We start from the raw sequence: 25,863 nt of genomic DNA, 5'->3' as shown, positions 1-25,863 counted from the left end.
ATGGACTTCGGATTCATTCTTTCCAGCGCAGCAAGTGAAATTTTCAGCCCGACGACGGCCGCATACGCACTTGCCGCCCTCGGCCTGGCCGTCCACTTCGGCTACTCTGGCCTGCTGAACTTCGGCCAGGCCGGCTTCATGGCGGTGGGAGCCTATGGCTTCGCCATCTCCACCCTCAGCTTCGGCGTCCCGTTCTTCGTGGGATTGCTGATCGCCGTCATCTGCTCTGTGCTGTTCGCGCTGGTGCTGGGTATCCCCACCCTCCGCCTGCGGGCAGACTACCTGGCCATCGTCACCATTGCCGCGGCGGAGATCATCCGCTACGTCGTCACCACCAACCAACTCACCTCCGTGACCGGGTCGGCCAACGGACTCGCAGCCTTTGAAAGCGGTTTCTACTCGATGAACCCGTTCCCCGAGGGCTCCTACTTCGGCATGAACAACCGCGACTTCTTCATCCGCATCGTGGGCTGGGGCCTGGTGGTTGTCTGCTGCATCATCGTCTGGCTGCTGATGCGCAGCCCCTGGGGCCGGGTCCTGAAGGGCATCCGCGAGGATGAGAACGCAGTGCGCTCGCTCGGCAAGAACGTCTACGCGTACAAGATGCAAGCGCTGGTCATCGGCGGCATCGTCGGGGCGCTGGCCGGCATGGTGTTTACCCTCCCCCGCGGCGCAGTCCAGCCTGCCAACTACGGCACCGAGCTGACGTTCTTCCTGTGGACCTGCCTGCTCCTTGGCGGCATGGCCACGGTCCTGGGGCCGGTTATCGGCGCCATGATCTTCTGGGTGGTTCTGTCGCTGACCCAGGGCATTCTCTACGGCCTCATCGAATCGGGCGCAGTGACCTGGCTGACCACAGTCCAGGCCGGGCAGTTGCGCTACATCCTGGTGGGAGTCGCCCTGATGCTGCTGATGATCTTCAGGCCGCAGGGCGTCTTCGGTAACAAGAAGGAGCTGGCGTTCGCATGAGCAAGCACAGCGAAGAGTCAATGGAAGCCGGCGTCGACTACATGACGGACGCCCGCGCGATCGCCGTCGGCGAGAACACCCCCGGCTGCAAGAAACGGGACCCCATCGTCGTCGCCGAAAACGTGACGCGCACGTTCGGCGGCATCAACGCCGTCGACGTCGAGTACCTTGAGATCCCGCGCCACAAGATCACCGCACTGATCGGTCCTAACGGGGCGGGCAAGACCACCCTCTTCAACCTGCTCACTGGATTCGACATTCCGAACTCCGGCAAATGGCAGTTTGAAGGGCAGAGCATTGCCGGCGTCTCCTCTTACAAGGTGGCGCGGATGGGCATGGTCCGCACCTTCCAGCTGACCAAGGTCATGGGCAAGCTGACGGTGATGGAGAACATGCGCCTGGGCGGCTCCGACCAGCCCGGTGAACGGCTGTCCAAGGCCCTGTTCAAGGGCATGTGGGGCAGCCGGGAAAAGGAAATCACCGATCAGGCGAACGTCCTGCTGGAGAAATTCAAGCTGGACACGAAGAAGGACGACTACGCGGCATCGCTGTCCGGCGGCCAGCGCAAGCTGCTCGAAATGGCCCGCTCGCTCATGGTAAGGCCCAAGCTGGTAATGCTCGACGAGCCGATGGCCGGCGTCAATCCGGCGCTGACCCAGTCCCTGCTGGACCACATCAAGAATCTCAAGGCAGAGGGCATGACCGTCCTCTTCGTGGAACACGACATGAACATGGTCCGCCACATCGCGGACTGGGTGGTAGTCATGGCCGAAGGCAAGATCGTGGCTGAGGGTCCCCCGGGTGAGGTCATGAAGAACCCGGCCGTGATCGACGCCTACCTGGGCGCCCACCACGACGTCGACCTCGGCGACTCTGAAGGCATCAAGGCACTTGAGCAGGAACTGGTCGCGGACGAGGAATCTATCGTGGGCACGGAGAACGCCGGCATCATTGCCGTCGACTTTGTGGCGCCCGAGCTGCACGAGCCCGGCCACACAGACAAGGACAAAGCATGAGTGCCACGAGCGCGGCCCCGGCCGCACAGAGCGCAGCAGCGGACGACTCCGTCGTCAAAGTTACCAACCTGGTGGCTGGATATCTTCCAGGGGTCAACATCCTCAACGGCTGCAGCATCGAAGCCCGCAAAGGCGAGCTGATCGGCATCATCGGGCCGAATGGCGCCGGAAAGTCCACACTTCTCAAGGCCATGTTTGGCCTCGTGAAGGTGCACTCGGGGTCAGTCGTGGTCCGTGGCAAGGACTTGACCGGCCTCAAAGCCAACAAGCTGGTGACCCAGGGCGTGGGTTTTGTCCCGCAGAACAACAACGTGTTCGCCACGCTCACCATCGAGGAGAACATGCAGATGGGGATGTTCCAGCGTCCCAAGGACTTCGCCGAGCGGTTCGACTTTGTCACCAGCCTTTTCCCGGAGCTTGGCAAGCGCAGGGCCCAGCGGGCGGGTTCGCTGTCCGGCGGTGAACGCCAGATGGTGGCCATGGGCCGTGCCCTCATGATGGACCCCGCAGTGCTGCTGCTGGACGAGCCCTCGGCAGGCCTCTCCCCCGTGAAGCAGGACGAGACCTTCCTTCGCGTGCACGAGATCAATCGTGCCGGCGTGTCCGTGATCATGGTGGAGCAGAACGCCCGCCGGTGCCTGCAGATCTGCGACCGCGGCTACGTCCTGGACCAGGGCAAGGATGCGTACACGGGAACAGGACGGGAACTGATGAAGGACCCGAAGGTCATCCAGCTGTACCTCGGCACGCTCGCCGACGAACACGAAAAATAGGCGCTAACCGCACGGGCAGAACCTAGCACCAGGGCCGTCACCGATCCGGTGGCGGCCCTTCTGCATGCCTGGTTCCGCCTGGCACCTGGCACGTCCGGCCGCCTCCGCAGCTCTTTGCTCGGCGCCCGCGCTCGTACGTACCTCACGCAGGCCCGCGGGCACGCAGAAGCCCCCGTCCTGCCGGACGGGGGCTTCTGACCTGGTTAGGAAAGCGGCTTACAGCTTGCCGAACTCTTCTTGAGCAGGCTGCGGCTTGTTGGTGTCGTCGTACTCGTAGATGCCGATGTAAGCCTCTGTGGGGTCACCGGCGTCAGAGAACGTGATCGGACCGGACTGGCCGTCGTAGTCGATGTCCTTGCCGTTGCGGAGCAGGGTGACGCATGACGGGAAGGTGTTGCACTTCTCGCCGCCCTCGGAGACTGCCTTGAGCTGCTTGGCAATGTCCGTGCCCTTCGTGCTCTTTGCCGCCTCTGCCGCAAGTGCAGTCATGTTGACGGCGTCATATGACTCGCCTGCATAGTTGTACGTCCGCAGGGCGGGGTCAATGGCAAGTAGCTGCTTCTTGAAGTCTTCCTTGGCAAAGGTTCCCGGCTGCGTGCCGCGAGCTCCCTTAAGGGTTCCTGCCTTGAAGTCCTTGCTGTAATCGAAGAGGTTACCGTCAACCAGGAACAGCTGTTCCGGCTTGATGCCCTTGCCCGTCAGCAGCGGAATGATGCTCTTGGCTTCGTCGAAGGTGATCAGCGCAATAGCGTCCGGCTTGGCTGCCACCAGGGCATCGACCTGGCTACTGAACTGCGAATCGCCGGTGTTGTAGAGCTGCTCAGCCACGACCTGGCCGCCGGCCCCGGTGAAGGCTTCCTTCACGTTCTTCTGCAGGCCTGTGCCGTAGGCGTCGTTCAGGACCATCATCCCCAAGGTCTGAGCTCCGCAGGTGGCAATGTAGTTACCCAGGACCTTGCCCTGCAGGACGTCAGAGGGAGCCGTACGCCAGTAAAGGCCCTTGTCGTCCCAGGTGGTGAAGTCCGGGGACGTGTTGGCCGGCGAGAATTCCAGCACACCTGCTCCAGTGATCTGGTTGATGACGGTCTTCGACACGCCGGAGGATGCCGCACCGATGATGGCGCTGACGCCCTGGCCCAGCAGAGCCGTGGTCGACTGTGTCGCGATGTCAGTCTTGGTATCACCGGAGTCGCGGTGGATGACCTGCACGGGCTTGCCGAGGACGCCGCCGGCGGCATTGATCTCCTTGATGCCAAGGTTAACACCGGCGATCTCGGGCGGGCCGAGGAACGCCAGCGACCCCGTTGTCGGCAGAAGCGATCCAATTTTGAGTGGCGTAGGGGTGGTCGTCGTCGAAGGCGGCACGGCGCCGGTTTCGGTCGCTGTGCTGGAGGCACCAGCAGTCGCGCTGGGCGCCGGGCAGGAAATGCCGCCGGCCGCGCCTGCCGCGGAGGTGGTCGCGGTTGGGGTGGAGCTGCCACCACAAGCCGAAGCCAGAAGGGCGACGCCGATGCTAAGCGCTGTGAGCTTAGCGACTCGGGGCGCCGCCTGGGGGAGTGAAATCATTTGAGAGTCTCCTCGATCGAAAGGTGCGAACGGCCTTTGATGCGATTGGTCAGGTGTTCCTGATTTAACTTCAAGCTAATGCAAATCAGGCCCGAACATAAGTGAGTAAGGTCACATCCTTATAACACTCGTTGCATATGGGACACCTGCGGATACTGGGGCCCCTGACTTCGAAGCAGCCAGAACAGGCACCTCGGAAACAGGAGTGCCAAGGGAACGCCGCAAAGGCACAAAGGGAACGGTTGGGGCCGGAGAAATGCCACGGCCGTATGCGCGTGGACGGTCACTTGGCCACGGCCGGAGACAGCTTCAGCGCGGCCGCCTTGGGCAAGCGACAGCCTCTGGGCCCCGCACACAAGCGGGCACTTCCATGCCCTAAGTACCCCAGGTGGGACTCGAACCCACAACACGCGGATTTTAAGTCCGCTGCCTCTGCCAATTGGGCTACTGGGGCGCCCGGTCAATGGTATCGCCTTCCGCGGGGGCAAACGGTCCTGCGTATCGGAAGGTGCCGTGAACGCCGCCCGGCCACAGCGCGAGGGGAAGAAACTGGAAATTGTCCCCCCAGTTCTTGTCCGGGGCCTCGATGCCCAGCGACGACGCCGGCACAAAGCCGAAGCGCGGATAGTATTCTGTGCTCCCCAGCAGAGCGATGCCGCGCTCCCCCGCCGTGTTGGCCCGGACCACAGTTTCGCGCATCAGCGCCGAGCCGATGCCGTGGCGCTGCAGTCTGGGGGTCACTCCGATGGGGCCGAGCCCCAGCAGCTCCAGCCCATCCACCCAGGCCCGCGTACTGATGACGTGCCCGACGATTTCACCGTCCAGCTCCGCCACGACGCTGAACTCCGGCAGGTATTCCTCGGAGTCGAAGAGCTGCCGCAGCAGCTCCACCTCCACGGGCTGGCCTTCCACGGGCAGCCCCGTCACCGGGGACACCGCGAACGCCTCGGCCGTCAGGCTGAGGATTGCTGCCCGGTCTTCCGGATTCTCGTTGCGCAGCACCAGCTCCCGGACCGGCTCAGGCTCCGGGGCGTTGGCGGCCGAGAGCTCCGCCAGGGCCTCCAGGGCACGCGCCGTGTCCCCCACTGGCACGAGCAGGTGATCGTGATGGAAGCCCGCCAGCACGTTGCAGCTGATCCGGGCCTGCGTCAGCGCCCTGCTTACCGCCGCCGTCAGGCCCACGGCTTCCAGCTCCGAATGGACCTGGAGCGTGATCCAGGCAGCCACAAAATCGTAAGGGAGCTCCAGCCTGTCCGCCTCCGCGCGGGGCAACACCACTGTCAGCCCCTCGGCCTCCCGCACGGCCGCTTCGATGCCGCCCGTCAGCGGTTTTCCGTGCGGCCAGAGAACGTATACATACTCCCCTTCGCGCAGCACGGGGTGGATCGAGGCCAGCAGGGTCTGGAGGTTCTTTTCGCCCGTCATGCAGCCAGTCTAAGCTGGCGGACCGCCGCTGCCGGGGACCCCACCACGCCGCAGGCGGTCAGCCGGACGGCGGCCAAACGACGAAGCGGCCGTTCCCCCGAAAGGGAACGGCCGCCGTCGTCAGTTAGTCCGTGCTACTTGGCGTCCGCCGCAACAGCGTCCTTGGAACCGCCCTGCGGGGCGGCTGCGGGCTTGTCCGCAGCCGCAGCGACGGGGGCAGCAGCCGGCTTGGGAGCCGGAGTGGCGGCGGCCACGAAGGCGCCGCGCGGGTTGTCCAGGTCTTCAAGCTGCGTGGTGTCGCGGCCCATGAAGAAAGCCAGGATCCAGCCCATGATCACGCGGATCTTGCGCTCCACCGTGGGGATGGCCATGCCGTGGTAGCCGCGGTGTGCCAGCCACGCGAGGCCGCCCTTGAGGCCGATGCGGCCCAGGAGGTTGATGTTGGCAACACCCTTCCACTCGCCGAAGCCGGCCACGGCACCAAGGTTCTTGTGCTTGTAGTCGACCAGCGGCTTGTCCCAGCGGGAGGCCCACAGGTTCTTGGCGAGGCGTTTGGCCTGGCGCAGCGCGTGCTGGGCGTTGGGGACGCAGGTGCCGTCCGGCAGGCCGCTGCCCGTGAGGTCCGGGACAGCTGCAACGTCACCGGCGGCCCAGGCGTTCTCGATGATGCCTTCGTCGCCGGCGATGCGCAGGTCCGCGAGGACCCGTACGCGTCCGCGCGGTTCGAGCGGGAAATCGGTGGAACGGACCATCGGGTTGGCCTGGACACCGGCAGTCCACACCAGGGTGTCGGCTGCGAATTCCTGCGCCAGCGACTTGTCCGGCAGGTTGATGAGCTTGAGGGAACCCTCGGCGCTGTCCAGCGAGGTGTTGAGCAGGACCTCGATGCCGCGGCTGCGGAGGTGTTCCACAACCCAGACTGCCTGCTTCTCGGTGACCTCGGGCATGATGCGGCCCATGGCCTCGACGAGGACGAAGCGGACTTCCTCCTGCTTGACGCGGGGGTTGTTCTTGACGGCCGCGCGGGCGAGGTCTTCCATTTCGGTGATGCACTCGATGCCGGCGAAGCCGCCGCCGACAACCACGAAGGTCAGGGCCTTGGCCCGCTCCGCGGGGTCGGTGATAAGGGAGCCGACCTCGATGCGGTCGAGGACCTTGTTGCGCAGTGCAACGGCTTCCTCGATGGTCTTCAGGCCGATGCCCTTGTCCGCCAGGCCCTTGATGGGGAACGTGCGGGTGATGGCGCCTGCTGCAATGACGACGTCGAAGTAGGGCACCTCGAAGTTTTCGCCGCCGTCTGCCGGGGCAACCACGGCAGTGCGGTTGGCGTGGTCGATCGAGGTGACGCGGCCCTGGATGAGCTCGGTCTGCTTGAGGTGCTGGCGGTGGGACACCACCGCGTGGCGTGCCTCGATGTTTCCGCCGGCAACTTCCGGCAGGAAGGGCTGGTAGGTCATGTAGGGCAGTGGATCGACGACGGTGACGATGCCACCGGCGTTCGCGATCTTGTTCTGCAGTTTCAGTGCTACGTACAGGCCGACGTACCCGCCGCCGACGACGAGCACCCGGGGACGGTCCTGGAGCTGGGGGGTGGTTGCCATGCTTCAAGAATACATTAGTTTGTGAAAATCTTCACTAACTGGTCGGTCCGCCCGGGTCCACCTTGTCCAGCACGCCGGTCTCGGTCTCGTCCCGGCTCCCGTCTGAACCCCGGTACACGCGGCGCAGCTGGATGGCGGCGGCCACAATGATGGCCAGGAAGAGTCCGCCGAAACCTAGGACCACGGCGGCGGGCAGTGCGCTGTCGAGCCGGGACGGCGGCTGGGCCACAGGGACGGTCGCCTCGGGCAGGGTGGGGTGGGCGCTCGGCGCCTCGGCTGGTGGAACAGGAGTGGGCGTGGCAAGGTTTCCGCGGCGGTGCACGCGGATCCAGTCTGAGATAGACCCCAGCGGATTGCTTTGGGTCTCGGCGACGTTCTCCGTCAGTGCCGCCTCCGCGTTGAGCACGCCGAAGCCGTAGAGCGGATCCTTGCCCGGGGCGCCCGCGTCCTTGGCCGTGGAGACGATCCGGTTGATGACCTGCTTGGCGCTCATCTGCGGCCACTTGGACCGGATCAGGGCGGCCACGCCGGACACGATGGGGGTGGCTCCTGATGTTCCGGCCCATTCGGCGTAGCTGCCTCCCGGAAGCCCTCCGACGAGTTTCTCCGCCGGAGCCGCAACGCCGATGCTGATGCCCTGGGAGGACGAGTCGGTGCTGGCGGCGCCGCCGCGGTCCAGGCCGGCCACGGTCAGCACGCCGGGGATGGTGGCCGGCGCCCCAACCTGCACGTTTCCGCCGACCCTGTTGCCTGCCGCCGCGACGATCACCACGTCTTTCTGTTCGGCATACAGGAATGCGGCGTCCCAGCTCTGCGGCCATTCCGGGGAAGTGCTGCCCAGCGAAATGTTGATGACTTTCGCGCCGTTGTCCACGGCCCAGCGGACGGCCTCCGGGATCTGGTCCTGGTCGCTTTTTCCGCCGGGATTGGCCGAGCCGAGCCACGTTGAAACGGAGAGGATCTCGGCTTCAGGTGCCACACCCATGATGCCGTCCGGCATGTTCTTGGACGGCGTGGCGCTGGGGCTGGGTTTTGCGCTGGCGGCCTTCTTGGGCTGGTGCCCGCGGCCGGCAAGCATGGTGGCCACGAGCGTGCCGTGTTCGGGCTTGGCGCCGATGCTCTTCCGCCCGTCGCTGGTTCCCGCGCCGGAGACGTCATGCCCGCCAGCAAGGACGCCTTTGAGATCCGGGTGGTTGGCGTCCACGCCGCTGTCGATCACGGCCACCTTGACGTTGGCTCCCTTGGAGACCTCCCACGCCTTGGTGATGCCGGCTTCCTTGAGCCAATACTCCTTGTCGCGCCAGGTGTCGGCCTGCGCCGCGGGGGCTGTTGCGACCACCGTGGCAGCGATGCCCCCGATGATCGTCGCCGACAGGAGAGCCGAGACCGTCCGGCGGAGCCGGGCTGTTGCTCTGGTCATTCAAGATCCAATACTCGGTTGGCTGGTGCCTGACTAGCTGACACTCAGGGCAATTCCGTCAAGAATATCGTGCTCGCTGGCGGTGGCCGTAATGATGCGGCCGCCGCTCAGCTCACCCATCCTGGTGAGGATCCGCCGCCAGACCAGGGCGCCGGCGCCGATCACGTCTACCCTGCCCGGGTGCATGTAGGGCAGTTCCGCGCGCTGCGCCCTGGTCATCTCCAGCAGGTCCGTCGCTGCCGCCTGGATGGTGCCGATGGACAGTTCGGCTCCGTGAATGGCTGCCGGCAGGTACCCCGGAAGCTTCAGCGCATGCGCGGTGATGGTGGTGATGGAACCGGCAACCCCGACGACGGCGGTGCTGCGTTCCAGCGGAACGTCCAGCCCCGCTTCGGTGATGGCGGCGTCGACGTCGGCTTCCGCTGCGGCGACCTGCTCGGCAGTGGGCGGATCTCCCTTGAGATGGCGTTCGGTGAGCCTGACGCAGCCGATGTCCACGGACCTGGCGGCCAGCACTCCCCCGGCATCGCCCAGCACGAACTCCGTGCTGCCGCCGCCCAGGTCCACCACCAGCACGCGGTCATCGCCCGCGATTGGCAGGACGCTGCTGGCCCCGGCAAAGGACAGGGCTGCTTCCTCGTCACCGGAGATCACTTCGGGTTCGACGCCCAGGAGGCTGCGGATGCCGTCCACGAATACCTGGCGGTTGCGGGCGTCCCGGCTGGCGGAGGTTGCCACGAAGCGGACTCTCTCGGCACTGTACTGGCGGATCAGCTCTGCATACTCCGCGGTGGCCGCAAACGTGCGCTCCAGCGCCTCGGGCGCCAGCTCGCCGGTGGCATCCACGCCCTGGCCCAGCCGCACCACACGCATGTCCCGCACGAGGTCGGTGAGTTTCGTGGTCCCGTTGCTGCGGTCCACGTCGGCGATCAGCAGGCGGATGGAGTTGGTGCCGCAGTCGATGGCGGCAACGGTGGTCATTTTCCTGCCTCCGTGGCGGTCTCATGGCCTGCGGACTCGTGGCCTGCGGCCTCCTGGGCCGCGGCCTTCCTGACCGGCGCAGGCCGCCCGACGATGGCGGGGAGGCCCTGGGGCCCGTGGCGGCTGAGGTCCCGGGACGGCGCTTCGCCGTCGGTGTCCCACGCGCCGTCACAGTAGCAGCGGTCGGCCGTCCACCACTCGGCGATGGCGGCGATGGCCTCGTCGCCGAGGGGGTTGACGCCGTGACCGGCCGCGAGCGAGTGCCCCACGAGGACGTGGAGGCACTTGACGCGGGTGGGCATTCCTCCGGCCGAGACGCCGTCGATTTCGGGGACCTCAGCGATGCCGGAGCGGGCACCGATCGCAGCGCGTGCCGCCAGGTACGCCTCGTGGGCAGCCCGGTAGGCGGCTGCCAGCGGCTCGTCCGCGGTCAGCCGGTCATTCATCTCGTTCATGAGGCCCGCAGCTTCCAGCCGGGACACGGCGGACGTGATGACGGGGTGCGTCAGGTAGAAGGTGGTGGGGAACGGGGTCCCGTTACTCAGGCGCGGAGCCGTGGCGGCCACGAGGGGGTTGCCGCAGACGCAGCGCGCCGGGATCTCAACGACGTCGCGGACGGGCCTCCCGAGCTGGCGGCTGAGCACATCAAGGTCGTGTGCCGATGGCTGGCTGGATTCCTCCGGCGCGGTTGCCGTGTTCTCGTCCACTGGCGCGGCCGTCCTTCCTGCCCGGTTCTGGCCGCCTCCTTTGAGGCAGTCCCGCGGCGGGCGCCGCTCCTAGTCTGTTGCCGAGCGCCTGATGGACTCCCACAGGGAATCCACCCACGGCAGGTCGGCGGGGTCTTGTGCTGCTGCTGCACCGGGCTGGCTGCCTGACGCGCCGGCCGGCAGATCGCTGCCGAACACCCAGTAGCCGGTCTCTCCCGGCATAACCATGTTAATGCGGTCCCGGGCCTGTTGTTTGACGTAGTTCGGATCCTGCCAGCGCGAGACCTGCCGTTTGAGGTTGTCCTGGTCCGCCTTGCTGGCCGCGATATCCGCTTCCAGCGCCGCAATTTCGGCGCGCTTGTCAATGAAGATCTTTACGGTGGGCGCCAGCATGATGGTGATGGCAATCATGACGACGGCCAGCGCCAGCATGCGCCCGGAGAAGGCCTTTGCAGGGACCGGGTCGAGGGATTCGTCGGCCGCTGCAGTCCCGGCGGATGCGGACTTCACGCGACCGTTCCCGGCGGTTCCCTTCACCCGTTCCTTGGCCGGCCCGGTGCTGACGGGGGTACTCTTTGCTGCACCCTTGGCGTTCGCTGGCCCGGCAGATGTCGCGCTCGAGTCCCTTTCCCGGGCGGCTTCCCCCCGGCCGTGCGCAGCGTCCGCCGCGCGGTGCGTGTCTCCCGGACGGTGGCCGCCGAAGTCCGCCTGGATGACGTCGCCCCCGGCGGAGCCGGGGTGGGACTGCGGTGCTGCTGGGGTCACCCGGGGAACTTTGGGACGGCGGGTAGCCATGACACTCCTGTGAACGTGTGGCGCTTGTCTGTGGCCTGGACGGGCAGCCACCTTAAACGAGAACCGGTGGCTATGGTCTTTCAACCATAGCCACCGGTTACGGGTTTTCGCGGCTAACTAGCCCTTGAAACGCGGGAAGGCGCTGCGGCCGGCGTAGCGTGCGGCGTCGTCGAGTTCTTCTTCGATGCGCAGCAGCTGGTTGTACTTGGCAACGCGCTCGGAGCGTGCGGGGGCACCGGTCTTGATCTGTCCCGCGTTGGTGGCAACGGAGATGTCAGCAATGGTGGTGTCCTCGGTTTCGCCGGAGCGGTGCGAGGTGATGGTGGTGTAACCCGCGCGCTGGGCGAGGGAGACGGCGTCCAGGGTCTCGGTCAGGGAGCCGATCTGGTTGACCTTGACGAGGAGGGAGTTGGCGGTCTTGGTGTCGATGCCGCGCTGCAGGATGGCAGGGTTGGTGACGAAGAGGTCATCGCCCACCAGCTGGACCTTGTCGCCGATCGTGTCGGTGAGGGTCTTCCAGCCTTCCCAGTCGTTCTCGTCCAGCGGGTCCTCGATGGAAACCAGCGGGTAGTCGGCCACGAGCTCGGCGTAGTAGGCGCTCATCTCGGTAGCCGTCAGGGCCTTGCCCTCGAACTGGTAGGCACCGTCGGTGAAGAACTCGGAGGAGGCGACGTCCAGGGCCAGGGCGATGTCCTTGCCCGGGGTGTAGCCGGCGTTCTTGATGGCTTCCTGGATCAGGTCCAGGGCGGCACGGTTGGACGGCAGGTTCGGCGCGAAGCCGCCCTCGTCGCCGAGGCCGGTGGAGAGGCCCTTGGCCTGCAGGACGGACTTGAGGTTGTGGTAGACCTCAACGCCCCAGCGCAGGCCCTCGGAGAAGGTCTCGGCGCCGATCGGGACGATCATGAATTCCTGGATGTCCACGTCGGAGTCGGCGTGCGAGCCGCCGTTGAGGATGTTCATCAGCGGAACGGGCAGGACGTGCGCGTTGGGGCCGCCGAGGTACTTGTACAGCGGCAGGTCCGCGGAGGCGGCGGCGGCGTTGGCCACGGCGAGGGAAACCCCCAGGATGGCGTTGGCGCCGAGCTTGCCCTTGTTGGGGGTGCCGTCCAGGTCGATCATGGCCTGGTCGATGCTGCGCTGGTCGGTAGCGTCGAAACCGGTCAGCGCCGGGGCGATCTGATCGATGACGGCGTCAACGGCCTTCTGGACGCCCTTGCCGAGGTAGCGGCCTTTGTCGCCGTCGCGGAGTTCAACGGCCTCGTGTTCGCCGGTGGAAGCGCCGGAGGGAACTGCTGCCCGGCCGATCTGGCCGTCGGACAGCAGAACTTCAACTTCGACGGTCGGGTTGCCACGGGAATCGAGGATCTCGCGGGCGTGGATGGCATCGATAAGCGCCATGAATATGCTCCTTATGGTGAAGCGATTTACTGGGAAACTAGCGGAAAATCTCGACGTCCTCGTCAGGGACTAGCGTAGTCGAGAGTGGTGCACGTTACGGAAACCTATCCATCACCCGGACGTCATGATCCCGGTGATTCCGTGTTTTGGTACCGCCGCACGGCCCCGCGGAGGGCGCGTTCGGCGTCGAATCCCCTGCTACGGGCGGAGCCGACGATGGCGAGCAGCAGCTCGCCTAGCTGGTTCTCGGTGTCGCAGGTTTCGGCAAGCTCAACGAGCGGATGGGCAAGCCCAACGTTCGGTGCCCGGCCTGCCCTTTGTGCCCGATCGAGGGTCTTCTGCGCCCGGGCAAGCGCAGGCAACGCACCCGGGATGCCCTCAAAATGGTTGAGCCGTTCGGGCCGTTCGGCTTTCTTGACCGCGTCCCATTTCAGCACAATCTCCTCCACGGTGGCGGGGAAACTATCCTGCAGGGAGCCGTCCGGCCGGAAGACATGGGGGTTGCGGCGGATCATCTTGGCGGTAATGCCGCGGACGACGTCGCCGAAAGCGAAGGTGCCGCGCTCCTCGGCAAGCCGGGCGTGCAGCACCACCTGGAGCAGCACATCACCCAGTTCGCCTTGGAGTTCCGCTTCATCGGCGCCCGTTTCGATGGTCTCGGCCACCTCATAGGCCTCCTCGAGGAGGTACTCCACGAGCGACCCGTGGGTGAGCGCCGCCATCCACGGGCAATGCTCGCGGAGGGCGGCGATCACGTCGAGAAGCTCCCCCACCGGCCCTTCGGCGGGCGCCTCGGACGGGGTTTCAGCCAAGGTTGGCGTAGGCGTCGTTGATGTACTCCACCAGTGCTTCCCTTTCCTCCAGCGGCAGGAAGGAGGCCTCAGCGGCGTTGAGCGTGAGTTCCAGCAGGTCGTCGAGGTCATAGTCGAACGTCTCCACGAGCAGCTCGAACTCGTCGGTGAGCGTCACGCCGCTCATGAGGCGGTTGTCCGTGTTGATGGTGACGTTGAAGCCGAGCTGGTAGAGCATGTCGAGCGGGTGGCTTTCGATGCCTTCGCCGAAGCCCGCGATGGCGCCTGTCTGAAGGTTGGAGGACGGGCAGATTTCCAGGGCGATGCCGCGGTCGCGGACCCAGCTGGAGAGGTTGCCCAGCGTCACGAGGCCGATGTTGTCATCGGTTTCGTCATCGTCATCGGCGTCTTCGTCCTCGAACTCCACCATGATGTCCTCGGCAATGCGGACGCCGTGGCCAAGGCGGAGCGCCCGGCCGTCCACAAGCGCCGACTGGATACTCTCGAGGCCAGCTGCCTCGCCCGCATGGACCGTGGCGGGGAAGTTGTTCTCAGCCAGGAACGTGAATGCCTCACGGAAACGCGAGGGAAGGAAGCCATCTTCGGCTCCGGCAATGTCGAAGCCGACGGCGCCCTTGTCACGATGGCGGACGGCGAGTTCGGCGATTTCCTGGCCGCGGTCGGCGTGGCGCATGGCGGTGATCAGCTGTCCCACCTGGATCTCACGTCCGGTCTCGGCAACAGCGTCTACCCCGGCTTCCAGGCCTTCCTGGACGGCCTCGACGGCTTCGTCCAGGGTCAGGCCCTGCTGCAGGTGCTGCTCCGGCGCCCAGCGGACCTCGCCGTACACCACGCCGTCGTCCGCGAGGTCCTCCACGAATTCCTTGGCCACCCGGGCCAGGCTTTCCTTGGTCTGCATCACGGCGACAGTGTGGTCGAAAGTCTCGAGGTAGCGGACCAGGGAGCCGGAATCCGCGGACTCGCGGAACCACACGCCGAGCGCAGTGGGGTCGGTCGAGGGGAGCGTGTGGCCAGCGGCCTCGGCCAGCTCAATGATGGTGGCCGGGCGGAGTCCCCCGTCCAGGTGGTCGTGAAGGGAAACCTTGGGAAGGCTCTTCAGGTCGAAGTCTAGGGCAGGGGCAGCGTCAACGATTGGCTCAGTCACGTACCAACTCTAGGGTTGGACCGCCTGCAATGCCAACGGCCTTCCCGCGTCCCCGGTTTAGCGCCCGGATTCGGCGTCGGCCGCAGCCGCGACAGGCACGGCGCGGGCCATGCGGCCGGCATCGCCTGTTCCGTCAACGGTGCTTTCAGCGCCCCTTTCGGGCTCCTCCGTCCGGGTTTCCGGTGCCGTGACGGCGTCGTTGCGTCCGAGCCTCTTGTGCCACCAGCGGAGCATGTGGTCGATGAAGATTCCCAGGATGATGGCGAAGACAACGGCAATGCCCGCACCGAGAAGCGGATAGTCGTGCAGCAACGAAAACGAACTGGCCACGATCCCGATACCGATGGAATACCCTACCCACGTGAGGCAGGCGAAGGCGTCCAGCACGAAGAACCGGCGGTGTGGGAATCCAGTGGTGCCGGCGACGTAGTTGACCGCCACGCGTCCCCAGGGGATGTAGCGTGCCGTGAAGATGAGCACGGCCCCGCGCTTTTCGAGTTCGTAGCGTGCCCAGCCGAAGGCCTTCTGAACTTTCGGCCGGCGCATCCACTTCCAGCGGTCCAAGCCGATCTTCCGTCCCAGGAGGTAGGCCATGTTATCGCCGGCCATGGCGCCTACGAGCGCCGTCAGCCCGAGAACCCAAAGGTTAGGATTGCCGCTGTTCCGCGAGAAGGCCGACAGCGCAACAATGAGCGTCTCGCTGGGAACGACCATTGCAAAGCCGTCCACGAAAAAGAACACGAGCAATACAGGGTAAATCCACCACTGACCCGCTGCATGGAGCACGGCCTCATTAATAAACTCCACGCGGGTGTTGCTCCTAGCGGAAAATGACCAAAACAATTAGTGACGCAAATCGCTCTTTAGTGTCCCATGGCCGCAGCATAGTCCGCTACGCCCTGCTCGGGAAATTACCCCTCACTGGACGGATCCGGCAACCGCCCCCGCAACTTCGCCAACGCCATGTCCACCAGTATCCCCAGGACGATGGCGCAGGCTATGGCGATGGCGGCGCCGAGCAGGTGGTTGTGCTCGAACCACTGCCCGAAAAACAGTCCGATCGCCACGGAGTACGTGGCCCACAGACTGGCGGACAGCACGGTCATCCCGATGAACCGTGGCCGCGAGTAATGCGTGGCGCCGGCGGTCAGGTTGACGGCTACCCGGCCGATCGGAACAAACCGGGCCACGAGGATCAGTGACGCCGGACGCTTCCGCAGTTCGCGCCCGGCCCACCGGAACGCCCGCTGCATGCGCGGCCCCCGCATCCAGCGCCAGCGTGTGGTGCCGACGCCGCGGCCGATCAGGTAGGCGGTGTTGTCCCCCGTGAACGCCCCCAGGGCCGCGACGGCGATGAGGAGCCACGGGTTGGGGACATGCGCCGTCGATGCGACGGCAGCAAGCCCCACCACGACGGATTCGCTGGGAATGGGCGGAAAAAAGCCGTCAATGACGCAGCAGGCCAGGACAAGGAGCAGGACCCAGGGCTGCCCGGCGGCAGCAAGGATGAAGTCGTTGATGGCCTGCACGGGTTCAGGCTATACGGTCAATGATCAGCTGCTGTGCCGGGCGCGAGCCTTCCGGCGCGATGGTGACGGCGTTGTCAAGTGCCTCCTTCGCCCGGGCGAACTTCTCGGGGGTGTCCGTCAGCAGGGTCATGAGCGGCTCGCCGGCGCGCACGGCGGCGCCGGGCTTGGCGTGCATGCGGACTCCGGCGCCTGCCTGCACCGCGTCCTCCTTGCGGGCACGGCCTGCCCCCAGCCGCCAGGCGGCCACGCCGACTGCCATCGCATCAAGTTCCACGAGGACGCCGTCGGCCGGGGCGTAAATAGTCTCAGTTTCCCTGGCGACGGGCAGCTTCGCCCTCGGGTCTCCTCCCTGCGCCCCGATCATCCGGTTCCAGACGTCCATGGCCCGGCCGTCCTTGAGGGCTGCGGCGGGGTCGGCGTCGCGGATTCCGGCGCACGCCAGCATCTCCTCCGCGAGCCGGACGGTCAGTTCGACGACGTCCTCCGGGCCGCCGCCGGCCAGGACCTCGACGGATTCCTCCACCTCGATGGCGTTCCCCGCGGTCAGTCCCAGGGGCGTGTTCATGTTGGTCAGCAGCGCCACCGTGTTCACGCCGGCGTCCTTGCCGAGGGCCACCATGGTCTCGGCCAGCTCCCGCGCCCGTGCCTCGTCCTTCATGAACGCGCCGCTGCCCACCTTCACGTCGAGCACAAGCGAGCCCGTGCCCTCGGCTATTTTCTTGCTCATGATCGACGACGCGATCAGCGGAATGGCCTCGACGGTTCCCGTGACGTCGCGGAGCGAATAGAGCTTCTTGTCCGCCGGGGCAAGGCCGGCACCGGCAGCGCAGATCACGGCGCCGACGTCCTGGAGCTGGGCCATCATCTCGTCGTTGCTCAGTGCGGCCCGCCAGCCCGGGATGGACTCCAACTTGTCGAGCGTGCCGCCGGTGTGGCCCAGCCCGCGTCCGGATAGCTGCGGAACCGCCACGCCGAAGACGGCCACGAGGGGCGCCAGCGGGAGCGTGATCTTGTCCCCCACGCCGCCCGTGGAGTGCTTGTCGCTCGTGGCCTTGACGCCGCCGTCGGGCCGCCGGAGGGCGGAGAAGTCCATCCGCTCGCCCGAGGCAATCATGGCAGCGGTCCAGCGGGAGATCTCCGACCGGTCCATCCCGTTGAGCAGGATGGCCATGTTCAGCGCCGCCATCTGTTCGTCGGCGATGACGCCGCGCGTGTAGGCGTCGATCGTCCAGTCGATCTGTTCGGGGCTCAGGACGCCCTTGTCGCGCTTCGTACGGATGATGTCGACGGCGTCAAACGCCTCGGTCTTCTGGGTCACCGGGTTTCCTCCAGATGTTGGGGGCCAAATGCGTCGGGCAGCACCTGGTCCATGGTCTTGATTCCCTGAGTGGTCATGAGCTCCATGCCCGGAGCCCGGAATTCGTACAGCAGTTGGCGGCAGCGTCCGCAGGGCATCAGAACGTTGCCGCCGCCGTCCACGCAGTAAAAGGCCCGCAGCAGCCCGCCGCCGGTCATCTGCAGGTTGCCCACGAGCGCACACTCCGCGCACAGGGTCAGCCCGTAGCTGGCGTTCTCGACGTTGCAGCCGCTCACGATCCGGCCGTCAGTGGTGAAGGCCGCCGCCCCCACCGGGAACTTCGAATAGGGGGCGTAAGCATTCTTCATGGCGCCGACGGCGGCGGCCTCCAGAGCCGGCCAATCGACGTCGGACGTTTCACTGTCCACGGCCGTCAGCCCTTGACGTAGGGGATGCCGCTGGCCGCCGGCGGACGTGACCTGCCGACCAGGCCGGCCACGGCCAGGACGGTTACGAGGTACGGCAGCATGGCCATGAACTGGCTGGGAACCGGCGTGCCGATGATGGTCACGATGCTCTGCAGGTTGTCCGCGAAGCCGAACAGCAGGGAGGCGAAAAAGGCGCCGATGGGGTTCCAGCGTCCAAAGATGAGCGCCGCCAGGGCGATGAAGCCGCGTCCGCCGGAAATCTCCTCCGTGAAGCTGTCGATCGCCACCAGCGTGAAGAACGATCCGCCGATGCCGGCAATGGCGCCGCCCAGGGTGACGTTCCAGAACCGGGTGGAGTTCACCTTGATGCCCATGGTGTCCGCGGCCTGCGGGTGCTCGCCGACAGCCCGGACACGGAGGCCCCACTTCGTCTTGAACAGCCCGACCCACACCACGATGACGGCGATGTACATGAGGTAGCCCACCACGGACTGTTTGAAGAGGATGGGACCTAGTACCGGGATGCTGGACAGCACCGGGATGTCGATGATGGGCAACCGGCCCGGCGAGTTGAACGTGGCCTTGTCCGCCTGCATCACCGTGTTGAACAGGAAGCCCGTCAGGCCGGAGACCAGCACGTTCAGGACCACGCCGACGATGATCTGGTTGACGAGGTACTTGATGCTGAACAGCGCCAGCACCATGGAAACGGCGGCGCCCGCCACGGCCGCGGCCAGCAGCCCGAGGAAGGGGCTCCTGGTCATGGATGCGACCAATGCCGCGGTGAAGGCTCCGCCCAGCAGCTGGCCCTCAATGGCGATGTTCACGACGCCCACCCGCTCGCACAGCACGCCGGAAAGGGATCCGAAGACCAGCGGGACCGCGAGGGTCACCGAGCCTGCGATGAGGCCTGCGAGGGAGATGCTGGGAGTGCGGGCACCACCCACCACCCAGATCAGGAAGGCGGCCACGAACAGCACGGTGAAGGTGACCGGGAGCCAGCGCGGCGCGGGCTGGTCCTTCGTCTTGAGGTACACGGCGTACCCGGCCAGGCCGAGCATCAGGACCGAGAGGACGATGCCGCCCAGGAAGGCCGGCACTTCGACGGCGGGCAGCTGGAAGAGGTCCCCGCTGGAGGACAGCCCGAAGCCTGCCGTCTGGTTGGGCCCCATGAGGCCGAAGAAGATGAATGCCAGGATGCCCAGGACGGACAGAAGGACGGGAACCTTCCACGTGACGGGCTTCGCTGAGGTGGCCTGCTGGCGCTCTTCAGCCGGCTGCGGGGTTCCCGGCTTTCCCGGAAGGGGCGACGTTGATGTTGTGCTCATGCTGCACCTCCGGTGGTTGCTGCCGTCTTGGACCTGCCTGCGGGTGTCCGCTTCTTGCGCCGCGGGTTGAGCCCGAAGACGGCCCGCACCAGCGGCGGAGCCGCGATGAAGAGCACGATCAGCGACTGGACGACGAGCACGATGTCGATCGGGGTTCCGGTCTGGATCTGCATCTGCACGGCTCCGGCGCGGAAGGCGCCAAACAGGAGCCCGGCAGCGAAGGTCCCCCACGGCGTCGAGCGTCCCAGCAGGGCAACGGTGATGGCGTCAAAACCGTAGGTGGCGGCGACGCCGTCGGTGAGGACCTTCTCCGTGCCGGCCACCTGGGCCACGCCGGAAAGGCCTGCGAGGGCGCCGGCGAGGGCCATGACCAGAACGGTTGACCGGGAGACGTTGATGCCCGCGGTCTGCGCTGCCTTGGGGTTGGCGCCGACGGCCCGGAACTCAAAACCCACGGTGGAGCGGTTGAGGAGCCACCATACGAAGACGGTGGCGGCAATGGCCAGCAGGAATCCGAGGTGGAGCCGGTACTGCGTGCCAAGGATCTGCGGGTAGACGGCGTTGGGGTCCAGGATGGGTGAGATCGGGTTGGACTCGCCCGGCCGCTGGAAGGCCGGCGTATTCAGGAGATACCTGAGCAGGTACAGCGCAATGTAGTTGAACATGATCGTGAGGATGACCTCGTGGGCTCCGGTCCGGGCCTTGAGGTAACCCACCAGGCCGCCCCAGATGGCGCCGCCGACGATCCCGGCCACAAGGACCAGCAGCAGGTGCAGGCCCAGGGGCAGGTGCAGGGCAAAACCAGCCCACGCTGCCAGGATGCCGGCCATGATGATCTGGCCCTGGGCGCCGATATTGAACAGCCCGGCCCGGAAGGCCAGGGCGACGCCGAGGCCTGCGGTGATGAGGGGCGTGGCGATGGTCAGCGTTTCCATGAGCGGGGCGAACTGCCCGCCGATGCCGGCGCCGCGGGGATTGAACACGGAGCCTTGGAAGAGCGCCACGTAGGAGCGGGTGGCGGCATCCCAGACCGCGGAAAAGAAATCGGCGGGGCGGGCCAGCAGGTACGTTGCCGTGGCACCCACCTGCTTGTCCGTGAGCGCGATCAGGAGTCCGCCGAGAATCAGGGCGAGCAGCACGGCCAGGACGGACACCAGGCCGCTGCCGGTGAAAATCCGGCGGGCCAGGGTGTCCGGGCCGCCGGGGATCTTGCCGCTCTGGGCCGTGGCCGGAACCGCGGAGGGTCCCATGGCTCCGCCGGCCGTGTCCAGGGACACCACCGCGGCAGTCTCCTCGTCCGCGGGCGTGGGAACGTGGTGCTTGTCAGTGTGATGCTTATCGGCGTGGTGTGTGCCGGCGTCGTGGGTGTCAGCCTGGTGGTTGTCAGCCTGGGGGCCTACGGGCGTGCCGCCGGGGTGCTGCGGCTCGTTCTGGTCAGTCATGGTCGCCTCCTTCGGCGTGGGAGGGGGACGTCGCTGCCTGCTCGCTGTGGAGAACAGGGCTATGGTGGACGGGGTCCGCGTGCGCCTCGTCGGGTGACAGCCCTGCCATCATGAGGCCGAGGACGTCACGGCCGGTACCGGCAGGCACGATGCCCACGAGCTTGCCCTTGTAGAGCACGGCAATGCGGTCGGCGAGTTCCATGACCTCGTCCAGTTCCGTGGAGACGATCATGACCGGCGTGCCCGTGTCCCGCTCCGCCACGATGCGGCGGTGCAGGAATTCGATGGAGCCGACGTCCACGCCGCGGGTGGGCTGCGAGGCGATGAACAGCCGCAGCGGCCGCGAGAGCTCCCGCGCCATCACCACCTTCTGCTGGTTGCCGCCGGAGAGGGTTCCGGCGGCAGACGCGGCCGACGGCGTCCGGACGTCGAATTCGCCGATCCGGGAGTTGGCGTTCTCCAAGACCCTGGCCGGGCTCATGCTGATGCCTTTGGCGAAGGGAGCTTTGTCGTAGAGGTCAAGCACCAGGTTTTCGGCCACGGAGAACGTCCCCACCAGCCCGTCCACCTTGCGGTCCTCCGGCACGAAGCCGACGCCGGCGTGCAGGACCTCCTTGACGCTGCGGCCCAGGAGTTCCTTTCCGTCGAGCAGGATGGAGCCGCTGACGCGCTCCTGCAAACCGAGGATCGCCTCGGTGAGTTCCGTCTGGCCGTTACCCTGGACGCCTGCGACGGCGAGGATCTCGCCGCGGGCAATGCTGAAGCTGATGCCGTCCACGGTGTGGTGGCCGTTCGGCGCAATGACGGTAAGGTCCTTGACCTCGAACGTGGTTTCCTGCGGCTGCGCCGGTGCCTTGTCCAGGGTGAGACTCACCGCGCGGCCCACCATCATCGAGGCCAGCTCGGTGGTTGAGGCGCCGGGATCGGCACTCCCCACCACCTTGCCGCGCCGGATGACTGTGATGATGTCCGAGACGGCCTTCACCTCCCGCAGTTTGTGGGAGATGAACACGATGGACGTGCCTCCGCTTTTGAGCTGGCGCATGATGTCCAGCAGCTCATCGGTCTCCTGCGGTGTCAGCACCGCGGTGGGCTCGTCCAGGATCAGCACCTTGGCGTCGCGGACGAGCGCCTTGATGATTTCAACACGCTGCTGGACACCGACCGGGAGGTCTTCCACGAGGGCGTCGGGATCGACGTCGAACCCGTAGCGGTCCGAGATCTCCTGGATCTTGCGGCGGGTGTCGTCCAGGTTCAGGAAGCCGCCCGCTTTGGTGGATTCGGCGCCGAGCGCCACGTTTTCCGCCACGGTGAACACGGGCACCAGCATGAAGTGCTGGTGCACCATGCCGATCCCGGCTGCCATGGCGTCACCGGGTCCGCGGAAGTTTACCGGTTCGTCGTCGACGAGGATTTCGCCGTCGGTGGGCTCATAGAGCCCGTAAAGAACATTCATCAGGGTGGACTTGCCGGCCCCGTTCTCGCCCAGCAGACAATGGATCTGTCCGGGTTCAACAACCACGTCTATGTGATCATTGGCGAGCAGGGAGCCGAAGCTTTTGGTGATCCCTTTGAGTTCAAGTTTCAAAACTCTGACCAATCTCGTTGCGTCCGGAACTGCTGGCCGGACGGGATATGTGGCTGCAGCACCAGCCTAGTGCCTGCAGTCATGGCGTGAGCCGTTGGCGCCCAACGGAAAGCGCCACCTCCCGTGCAGTCAATGACCATCCGGGCGGTGGCGCTTAGCGGAGGAAGTTAGGCCTTGGGGCTGGCCGCGGACTCAACCTTCAGCTTGCCGTCGACGATGTCCTTCTTGATCTGGTCCAGCTCCGACTTAACGTCGGCCGGGACAGCCGAATCGAGGTCGTGGAAGGGGGCCAGCTGGACGCCTTCATTGGCGAGCGTGCCGATGTACGGCTCGTTGGTGAACTTGCCGTCCTTGTCTTCCTTGACGACCGTTTCAACGGCGGAGCCCATCTGCTTCATGACCGAGGACAGCATGATCTCCTTGTAGTCAGGCGCGGTGAGGAAGCCGTCGGAGTCCACCCAGATGAGCTTGACGTCCTTGCCTGCGGCCTTGGCTTCCTTGAGTGCCGCACCGGCGCCCTTGCCGACCGGGCCGGCAACGGGCATGACCACGTCAGCACCCTGGTCCAGGAAATTCTGGGTCAGCTGCTTGCCCTTGTCCTGCTTTTCGAAGTCGCCGGTGAAGCTGCCGTCCTGCTTGGCCTTGTCCCAGCCGAGGAGCTTGACGTTCTTGCCCTTCTTCTCGTTGTAGTACTTCACGCCGTCCGCGTAGCCGTCCATGAAGATGGTGACCGTCGGGATCTTGATGCCGCCGAAGGTTGCCACCGTGCCGGTCTTCGTTGAAGCCGCTGCCAGGTAGCCGGCCATGAAGGCGGCCTGTGCCGTGTCGTAGATGATGGGCTTGACGTTGGCAATCGGCTTGGCGTAGCCGAAGTCAATGATGGCGAAGTGGCTGTTGGGGTTGGACTCGGCCTGCTTCTTCGTGGCGTCACCAAGGAGGAAACCGACCGTCACGGTGAGGTTGCAGCCCGCGGACACCATGGCCCGAAGGTTCGGTTCAAAGTCGTTGTTGGTCTTGGACTCGACCTGGTTGACCTTGATGCCAAGGTCCTTCTCAGACTTCTTCAGGCCCTCGTAGGACGACTGGTTGAACGACTGGTCGTCGAATCCGCCGGAGTCGGACACGATGCAGCCGGTGTAGTCGCTGGCGGTGGCGGTCGGACTGCCTGCTTGGGGTGCCGGGCCGCAGCCGGTCAGCAGCAGGGCCGCCGCGCCAACGGAAGCCATGCCGGCGAGTGAACCGCGCTTGGCGTTTGCACGCAGTGAGTTCTTCAAAATTCCTCCAGGAAGAAAGAGATAGGCGCCACGACGGAGATTCAATGAGTGTCCGTTTCTAATGCTCCACACTGAAACTCTGTTTTCACTGATGGTTTCGCAGCACTGCGCCGAAGCGCACTTATGAAAGCCACTGTAGTGGCCTGCGCCACGTCCGGATAACACATCGGCGGCCGAAAACGAAGATTGTTGAGAACTTGTTACCTATCAGTAGCCGGGCACCTGCACCCGGGCCGCGGAGCATCACGGCAGCCCCGCCAAAGACAGCACGAACGAAGACTTGAGGCCCTGAATCGTCGCCGAAACAGGGCCTCAAGTCTTCGTTCGCGCTCTTGTTGCTACTGGATGCGGACGACCATTTTTCCGGTGTTCGCTCCGTCCAGGAGGTCAATGAAGGCCTGCGGCGCGTTCTCGAGGCCGTCCACCACGGTTTCGTCGTAGGACACGGTGCCATCGGCCAGCCAGCCGGCCATGTGCTCGGCAAACTCGCCGGCGTACTGCCGGTAGCTACTCACCAGGAATCCCTTCAGCGTCAGCTGCTTGCCGATCGCCAGGGCAAGATTGCGGGGAGCAGCCGGCGGTTCGGTTGAGTTGTACTGCGCGATGGCGCCGCACATGGCCACGCGGCCGCCGACGTTCAGGACGGACAGCGCGGCCTCGAGGTGGTCCCCGCCCACGTTGTCGAAGTAGACGTCGATCCCGCGTCCGCCGGCGGCAGCTTTGAGCTGGTCCAGGACGGGGGCGTCGCGGTAGTTGAAGGCCGCGTCGAAGCCCAGCTCCAGGAGGCGGGCCACCTTCTCCGGCGAGCCGGCGCTGCCGATCACCCGGGAGGCGCCCATGGCCTTGGCGATCTGCCCCACGAGCGAGCCGACGGCGCCGGCAGCACCGGAGACGAACACGGCGTCCCCGGCCTTGAACCCGGCCACCTTCAGCAGGCCGGCGTAGGCGGTGAGACCGGTCATGCCCAGCGCGCCGAGGAAGGCGGACGCCGGGGCGAGGTCGGTGCGCGCGGGCGTGGTTGCGGCGGCGTCCACCACGGCATACTCCCGCCAGCCGAGGTGATGCACGACGGCGTCCCCCACCTTGCGGTCGGCGGCGCGGGACGCGATCACCTCACCCACTGCCCCGCCGTCGAGCGCCTTATCCAGCGCAAACGGTGCTGAGTAGGATTTGACGTCGTTCATGCGGCCCCGCATGTACGGATCCACCGAGATGAACTGGTTCCGGACCAGCACCTGCCCGTCCCGCAGCTCAGGGAGCGGACTTTCGGCGAGCCGGAAGTCCTCCGGGGCGGGGCGGCCCACTGGGCGCGAGGCCAGCTGGATTTCGCGGGTCACAGCGGGCAGGGCCCGGTCCTGGCTGCCGCTCATGCTGCGAACTCCACGAGGTTCAGGGCCACATCCATGTTGCCGCGGGTCACGTTGGAGTAGGGGCAGATCCTGTGCGCCTTGGCCATGAGCGCCTCGGCGGCGGCCCGGTCCAGTGCCGGCAGGGCGATCTCAAGTTCGGCCGCCAGTCCGTAGCCGTCACCGCCGTCGAGGGCGCCGAAGTGGATCTTCGCCGCCACGGCGGAATCGGTGAGGTCGGCGCGTTCCTGGCGGCCCACCACGCGGAGGGCCGAATGGAAGCAGGCGGCATAGCCGGCAGCGAAGAGCTGTTCCGGGTTGGTGCCCTGGCCGTTTCCGCCGAGCTCCACGGGGCTGGCCAGGATCACGTCCAGCTTGCCGTCCTTGGTGCGTGCGGAGCCGTCGCGGCCTTCGCCGGAAGCGAGGGCCTCGGCAGTGTAGAGAGTCTTCAAGATAAGTTCCGTTCTGATGGTTTCGGAATCCGGGTCTGGTGCGGTGCCAGGGGTATCGGGTTGGGGCCGGAATAGAGCGTCAGTGCGAATCGTGCAGGGCGGCAGTGAGCTTGCCCAGGGTTTCGCGGAGCTGGTCAAGCTCCCGGGGACTCAGGCCGGCGGCGTCGGCGAGGCGCTGGGGGATGCCGGAGGCCTTGCTGCTGAGGGCCGTGCCGTCCGCGGTCAGATGCACGGCCACGCGGCGCTCGTCCTCTGCGGAGCGGCGGCGTTCCACCAGCCCCATGGCTTCGAGCCGCTTGAGCAGTGGTGAGAGCGTGCCGGAGTCGAGCCCCAGCTCCTCCCCCAGTTCCCGCACGCCGCGGGGTTCGTTTTCCCACAGCACCAGCATCACGAGGTACTGCGGGTAGGTCAGGCCGAGCCCGTCCAGCAGCGGCCGGTAGACGGCGGTGGCCGCCCTGGATGCTGCATAGAGCGCAAAGCACACCTGGCGGTCAAGGCGGGGAGCGTCGGTCATGCTATAACGCTAGCCCACAATTCCATTGTGCACAACTTACCTTGGCAAAAAGCAAGCG

General features: G+C 65.9%; 24 protein-coding genes and 1 tRNA gene. 3 read left to right on the top strand and 22 right to left on the bottom strand.

What is annotated here, in order from left to right; all coding sequences use genetic code 11:
• From ABFP37_RS00405 to ABFP37_RS00395, 3 genes are read left to right on the top strand one after another with little or no spacing between them, the layout of a single operon-like run.
• Positions 1–969: a branched-chain amino acid ABC transporter permease gene (locus ABFP37_RS00405; protein WP_078030134.1), complete on the top strand. Its 969-nt coding sequence runs from the start codon at positions 1–3 to the stop codon at positions 967–969.
• The gene (locus ABFP37_RS00400) at positions 966–1,985 is read left to right on the top strand and encodes an ABC transporter ATP-binding protein (protein WP_347032413.1); all 1,020 of its coding nucleotides are present in this window, start codon (positions 966–968) and stop codon (positions 1,983–1,985) included. The genes ABFP37_RS00405 and ABFP37_RS00400 overlap by 4 nt, the downstream gene beginning before the upstream one ends.
• Positions 1,982–2,758 (top strand): ABC transporter ATP-binding protein, encoded by a 777-nt coding sequence (locus ABFP37_RS00395; protein WP_078030136.1) that lies wholly within the window; start codon positions 1,982–1,984, stop codon positions 2,756–2,758. Before ABFP37_RS00400 ends, ABFP37_RS00395 begins: the two co-directional genes overlap by 4 nt.
• Before the next feature lie 216 nt (positions 2,759–2,974).
• Here the strand turns inward: ABFP37_RS00395 and ABFP37_RS00390 are convergent, their stop codons facing one another.
• From ABFP37_RS00390 to ABFP37_RS00285, 22 genes are all read right to left on the bottom strand, one after another.
• Positions 2,975–4,324: an ABC transporter substrate-binding protein gene (locus tag ABFP37_RS00390; protein WP_078030137.1), complete on the bottom strand. Its 1,350-nt coding sequence runs from the start codon at positions 4,322–4,324 to the stop codon at positions 2,975–2,977.
• Between the two features lie 380 nt (positions 4,325–4,704).
• Positions 4,705–4,778 (bottom strand) — tRNA-Leu (locus tag ABFP37_RS00385).
• Complete coding sequence (locus tag ABFP37_RS00380) at positions 4,769–5,749, bottom strand: N-acetyltransferase (RefSeq protein WP_078030138.1); 981 nt, start codon at positions 5,747–5,749, stop codon at positions 4,769–4,771. The genes ABFP37_RS00385 and ABFP37_RS00380 overlap by 10 nt, the downstream gene beginning before the upstream one ends.
• 134 nt (positions 5,750–5,883) lie before the next feature.
• Positions 5,884–7,350 (bottom strand): FAD-dependent oxidoreductase, encoded by a 1,467-nt coding sequence (locus ABFP37_RS00375; protein ID WP_078030139.1) that lies wholly within the window; start codon positions 7,348–7,350, stop codon positions 5,884–5,886.
• A gap of 34 nt (positions 7,351–7,384) precedes the next feature.
• Entirely contained in the window at positions 7,385–8,770 is a 1,386-nt protein-coding gene (locus tag ABFP37_RS00370) for a S8 family serine peptidase (protein ID WP_078030140.1), read from the bottom strand.
• Between the two features lie 33 nt (positions 8,771–8,803).
• Positions 8,804–9,751 (bottom strand): Ppx/GppA phosphatase family protein, encoded by a 948-nt coding sequence (locus ABFP37_RS00365; RefSeq protein ID WP_078030141.1) that lies wholly within the window; start codon positions 9,749–9,751, stop codon positions 8,804–8,806.
• On the bottom strand, positions 9,748–10,458 hold the full coding sequence (locus ABFP37_RS00360; RefSeq protein ID WP_078030142.1) for a DUF501 domain-containing protein: 711 nt from the start codon (positions 10,456–10,458) through the stop codon (positions 9,748–9,750). The genes ABFP37_RS00365 and ABFP37_RS00360 overlap by 4 nt, the downstream gene beginning before the upstream one ends.
• A gap of 69 nt (positions 10,459–10,527) precedes the next feature.
• Positions 10,528–11,223, bottom strand: coding sequence for a septum formation initiator family protein (locus tag ABFP37_RS00355; RefSeq protein ID WP_347032412.1), 696 nt, complete (start codon positions 11,221–11,223; stop codon positions 10,528–10,530).
• A gap of 147 nt (positions 11,224–11,370) precedes the next feature.
• Positions 11,371–12,651, bottom strand: coding sequence for a phosphopyruvate hydratase (eno, locus tag ABFP37_RS00350; RefSeq protein WP_347032411.1), 1,281 nt, complete (start codon positions 12,649–12,651; stop codon positions 11,371–11,373).
• A 122-nt stretch (positions 12,652–12,773) separates the two neighbouring features.
• Positions 12,774–13,463 carry a MazG nucleotide pyrophosphohydrolase domain-containing protein gene (locus tag ABFP37_RS00345; protein WP_347032410.1) on the bottom strand — a complete coding sequence of 230 codons (690 nt, stop codon included), beginning with the start codon at positions 13,461–13,463 and terminating at the stop codon, positions 12,774–12,776.
• Entirely contained in the window at positions 13,456–14,607 is a 1,152-nt protein-coding gene (locus ABFP37_RS00340; RefSeq protein WP_078030145.1) for an adenosine deaminase, read from the bottom strand. Before ABFP37_RS00340 ends, ABFP37_RS00345 begins: the two co-directional genes overlap by 8 nt.
• A gap of 57 nt (positions 14,608–14,664) precedes the next feature.
• Positions 14,665–15,414: a DedA family protein gene (locus ABFP37_RS00335; RefSeq protein ID WP_347032409.1), complete on the bottom strand. Its 750-nt coding sequence runs from the start codon at positions 15,412–15,414 to the stop codon at positions 14,665–14,667.
• Positions 15,415–15,518: 104 nt separating this feature from the next.
• Entirely contained in the window at positions 15,519–16,136 is a 618-nt protein-coding gene (locus tag ABFP37_RS00330) for a DedA family protein (RefSeq protein WP_078030147.1), read from the bottom strand.
• Between the two features lie 4 nt (positions 16,137–16,140).
• Positions 16,141–17,454: a thymidine phosphorylase gene (locus ABFP37_RS00325; RefSeq protein WP_078030148.1), complete on the bottom strand. Its 1,314-nt coding sequence runs from the start codon at positions 17,452–17,454 to the stop codon at positions 16,141–16,143.
• Positions 17,451–17,861, bottom strand: coding sequence for a cytidine deaminase (locus ABFP37_RS00320; RefSeq protein WP_078030149.1), 411 nt, complete (start codon positions 17,859–17,861; stop codon positions 17,451–17,453). Before ABFP37_RS00320 ends, ABFP37_RS00325 begins: the two co-directional genes overlap by 4 nt.
• Before the next feature lie 5 nt (positions 17,862–17,866).
• Positions 17,867–19,189, bottom strand: coding sequence for an ABC transporter permease (locus ABFP37_RS00315; RefSeq protein WP_347032408.1), 1,323 nt, complete (start codon positions 19,187–19,189; stop codon positions 17,867–17,869).
• The gene (locus ABFP37_RS00310; protein ID WP_347032407.1) at positions 19,186–20,631 is read right to left on the bottom strand and encodes an ABC transporter permease; all 1,446 of its coding nucleotides are present in this window, start codon (positions 20,629–20,631) and stop codon (positions 19,186–19,188) included. Before ABFP37_RS00310 ends, ABFP37_RS00315 begins: the two co-directional genes overlap by 4 nt.
• A complete protein-coding gene (locus tag ABFP37_RS00305; RefSeq protein WP_347032406.1) occupies positions 20,624–22,219 on the bottom strand; it encodes an ABC transporter ATP-binding protein in 1,596 nt (531 codons plus the stop codon). Before ABFP37_RS00305 ends, ABFP37_RS00310 begins: the two co-directional genes overlap by 8 nt.
• Before the next feature lie 167 nt (positions 22,220–22,386).
• Entirely contained in the window at positions 22,387–23,493 is a 1,107-nt protein-coding gene (locus ABFP37_RS00300; RefSeq protein WP_347032405.1) for a BMP family ABC transporter substrate-binding protein, read from the bottom strand.
• 338 nt (positions 23,494–23,831) lie between these two features.
• Positions 23,832–24,863, bottom strand: a complete 1,032-nt coding sequence (locus ABFP37_RS00295) for an NADP-dependent oxidoreductase (protein WP_078030153.1) — start codon at positions 24,861–24,863, stop codon at positions 23,832–23,834.
• Positions 24,860–25,294, bottom strand: coding sequence for an organic hydroperoxide resistance protein (locus ABFP37_RS00290; protein WP_347032566.1), 435 nt, complete (start codon positions 25,292–25,294; stop codon positions 24,860–24,862). Before ABFP37_RS00290 ends, ABFP37_RS00295 begins: the two co-directional genes overlap by 4 nt.
• A 76-nt stretch (positions 25,295–25,370) precedes the next feature.
• Positions 25,371–25,805, bottom strand: a complete 435-nt coding sequence (locus ABFP37_RS00285; protein WP_347032404.1) for a MarR family transcriptional regulator — start codon at positions 25,803–25,805, stop codon at positions 25,371–25,373.
• Positions 25,806–25,863 lie beyond the last annotated feature (58 nt).

It is taken from the genome of Burkholderia sp. RS01 (genome assembly GCF_039748055.1).
Lineage (GTDB): Bacteria > Actinomycetota > Actinomycetes > Actinomycetales > Micrococcaceae > Arthrobacter.
Note: the sequence above shows the minus strand (reverse complement) of the source record. Positions and strands in the feature narration are given on the sequence as shown.

Excerpts from the sequence above, each read along its gene's own strand:
- ABFP37_RS00380 (WP_078030138.1), bottom strand. The coding sequence starts at position 5,749 with ATGACGGGCGAAAAGAACCTCCAGACCCTGCTGGCCTCGATCCACCCC.
- ABFP37_RS00375 (WP_078030139.1), bottom strand. The coding sequence starts at position 7,350 with ATGGCAACCACCCCCCAGCTCCAGGACCGTCCCCGGGTGCTCGTCGTC.
- ABFP37_RS00310 (WP_347032407.1), bottom strand. The coding sequence starts at position 20,631 with ATGACTGACCAGAACGAGCCGCAGCACCCCGGCGGCACGCCCGTAGGC.
- ABFP37_RS00285 (WP_347032404.1), bottom strand. The coding sequence starts at position 25,805 with ATGACCGACGCTCCCCGCCTTGACCGCCAGGTGTGCTTTGCGCTCTAT.
- ABFP37_RS00295 (WP_078030153.1), bottom strand. The coding sequence starts at position 24,863 with ATGAGCGGCAGCCAGGACCGGGCCCTGCCCGCTGTGACCCGCGAAATC.
- ABFP37_RS00315 (WP_347032408.1), bottom strand. The coding sequence starts at position 19,189 with ATGAGCACAACATCAACGTCGCCCCTTCCGGGAAAGCCGGGAACCCCG.
- eno (WP_347032411.1), bottom strand. The coding sequence starts at position 12,651 with ATGGCGCTTATCGATGCCATCCACGCCCGCGAGATCCTCGATTCCCGT.
- ABFP37_RS00365 (WP_078030141.1), bottom strand. The coding sequence starts at position 9,751 with ATGACCACCGTTGCCGCCATCGACTGCGGCACCAACTCCATCCGCCTG.
- ABFP37_RS00400 (WP_347032413.1), top strand. The coding sequence starts at position 966 with ATGAGCAAGCACAGCGAAGAGTCAATGGAAGCCGGCGTCGACTACATG.
- ABFP37_RS00405 (WP_078030134.1), top strand. The coding sequence starts at position 1 with ATGGACTTCGGATTCATTCTTTCCAGCGCAGCAAGTGAAATTTTCAGC.
- ABFP37_RS00370 (WP_078030140.1), bottom strand. The coding sequence starts at position 8,770 with ATGACCAGAGCAACAGCCCGGCTCCGCCGGACGGTCTCGGCTCTCCTG.
- ABFP37_RS00390 (WP_078030137.1), bottom strand. The coding sequence starts at position 4,324 with ATGATTTCACTCCCCCAGGCGGCGCCCCGAGTCGCTAAGCTCACAGCG.
- ABFP37_RS00395 (WP_078030136.1), top strand. The coding sequence starts at position 1,982 with ATGAGTGCCACGAGCGCGGCCCCGGCCGCACAGAGCGCAGCAGCGGAC.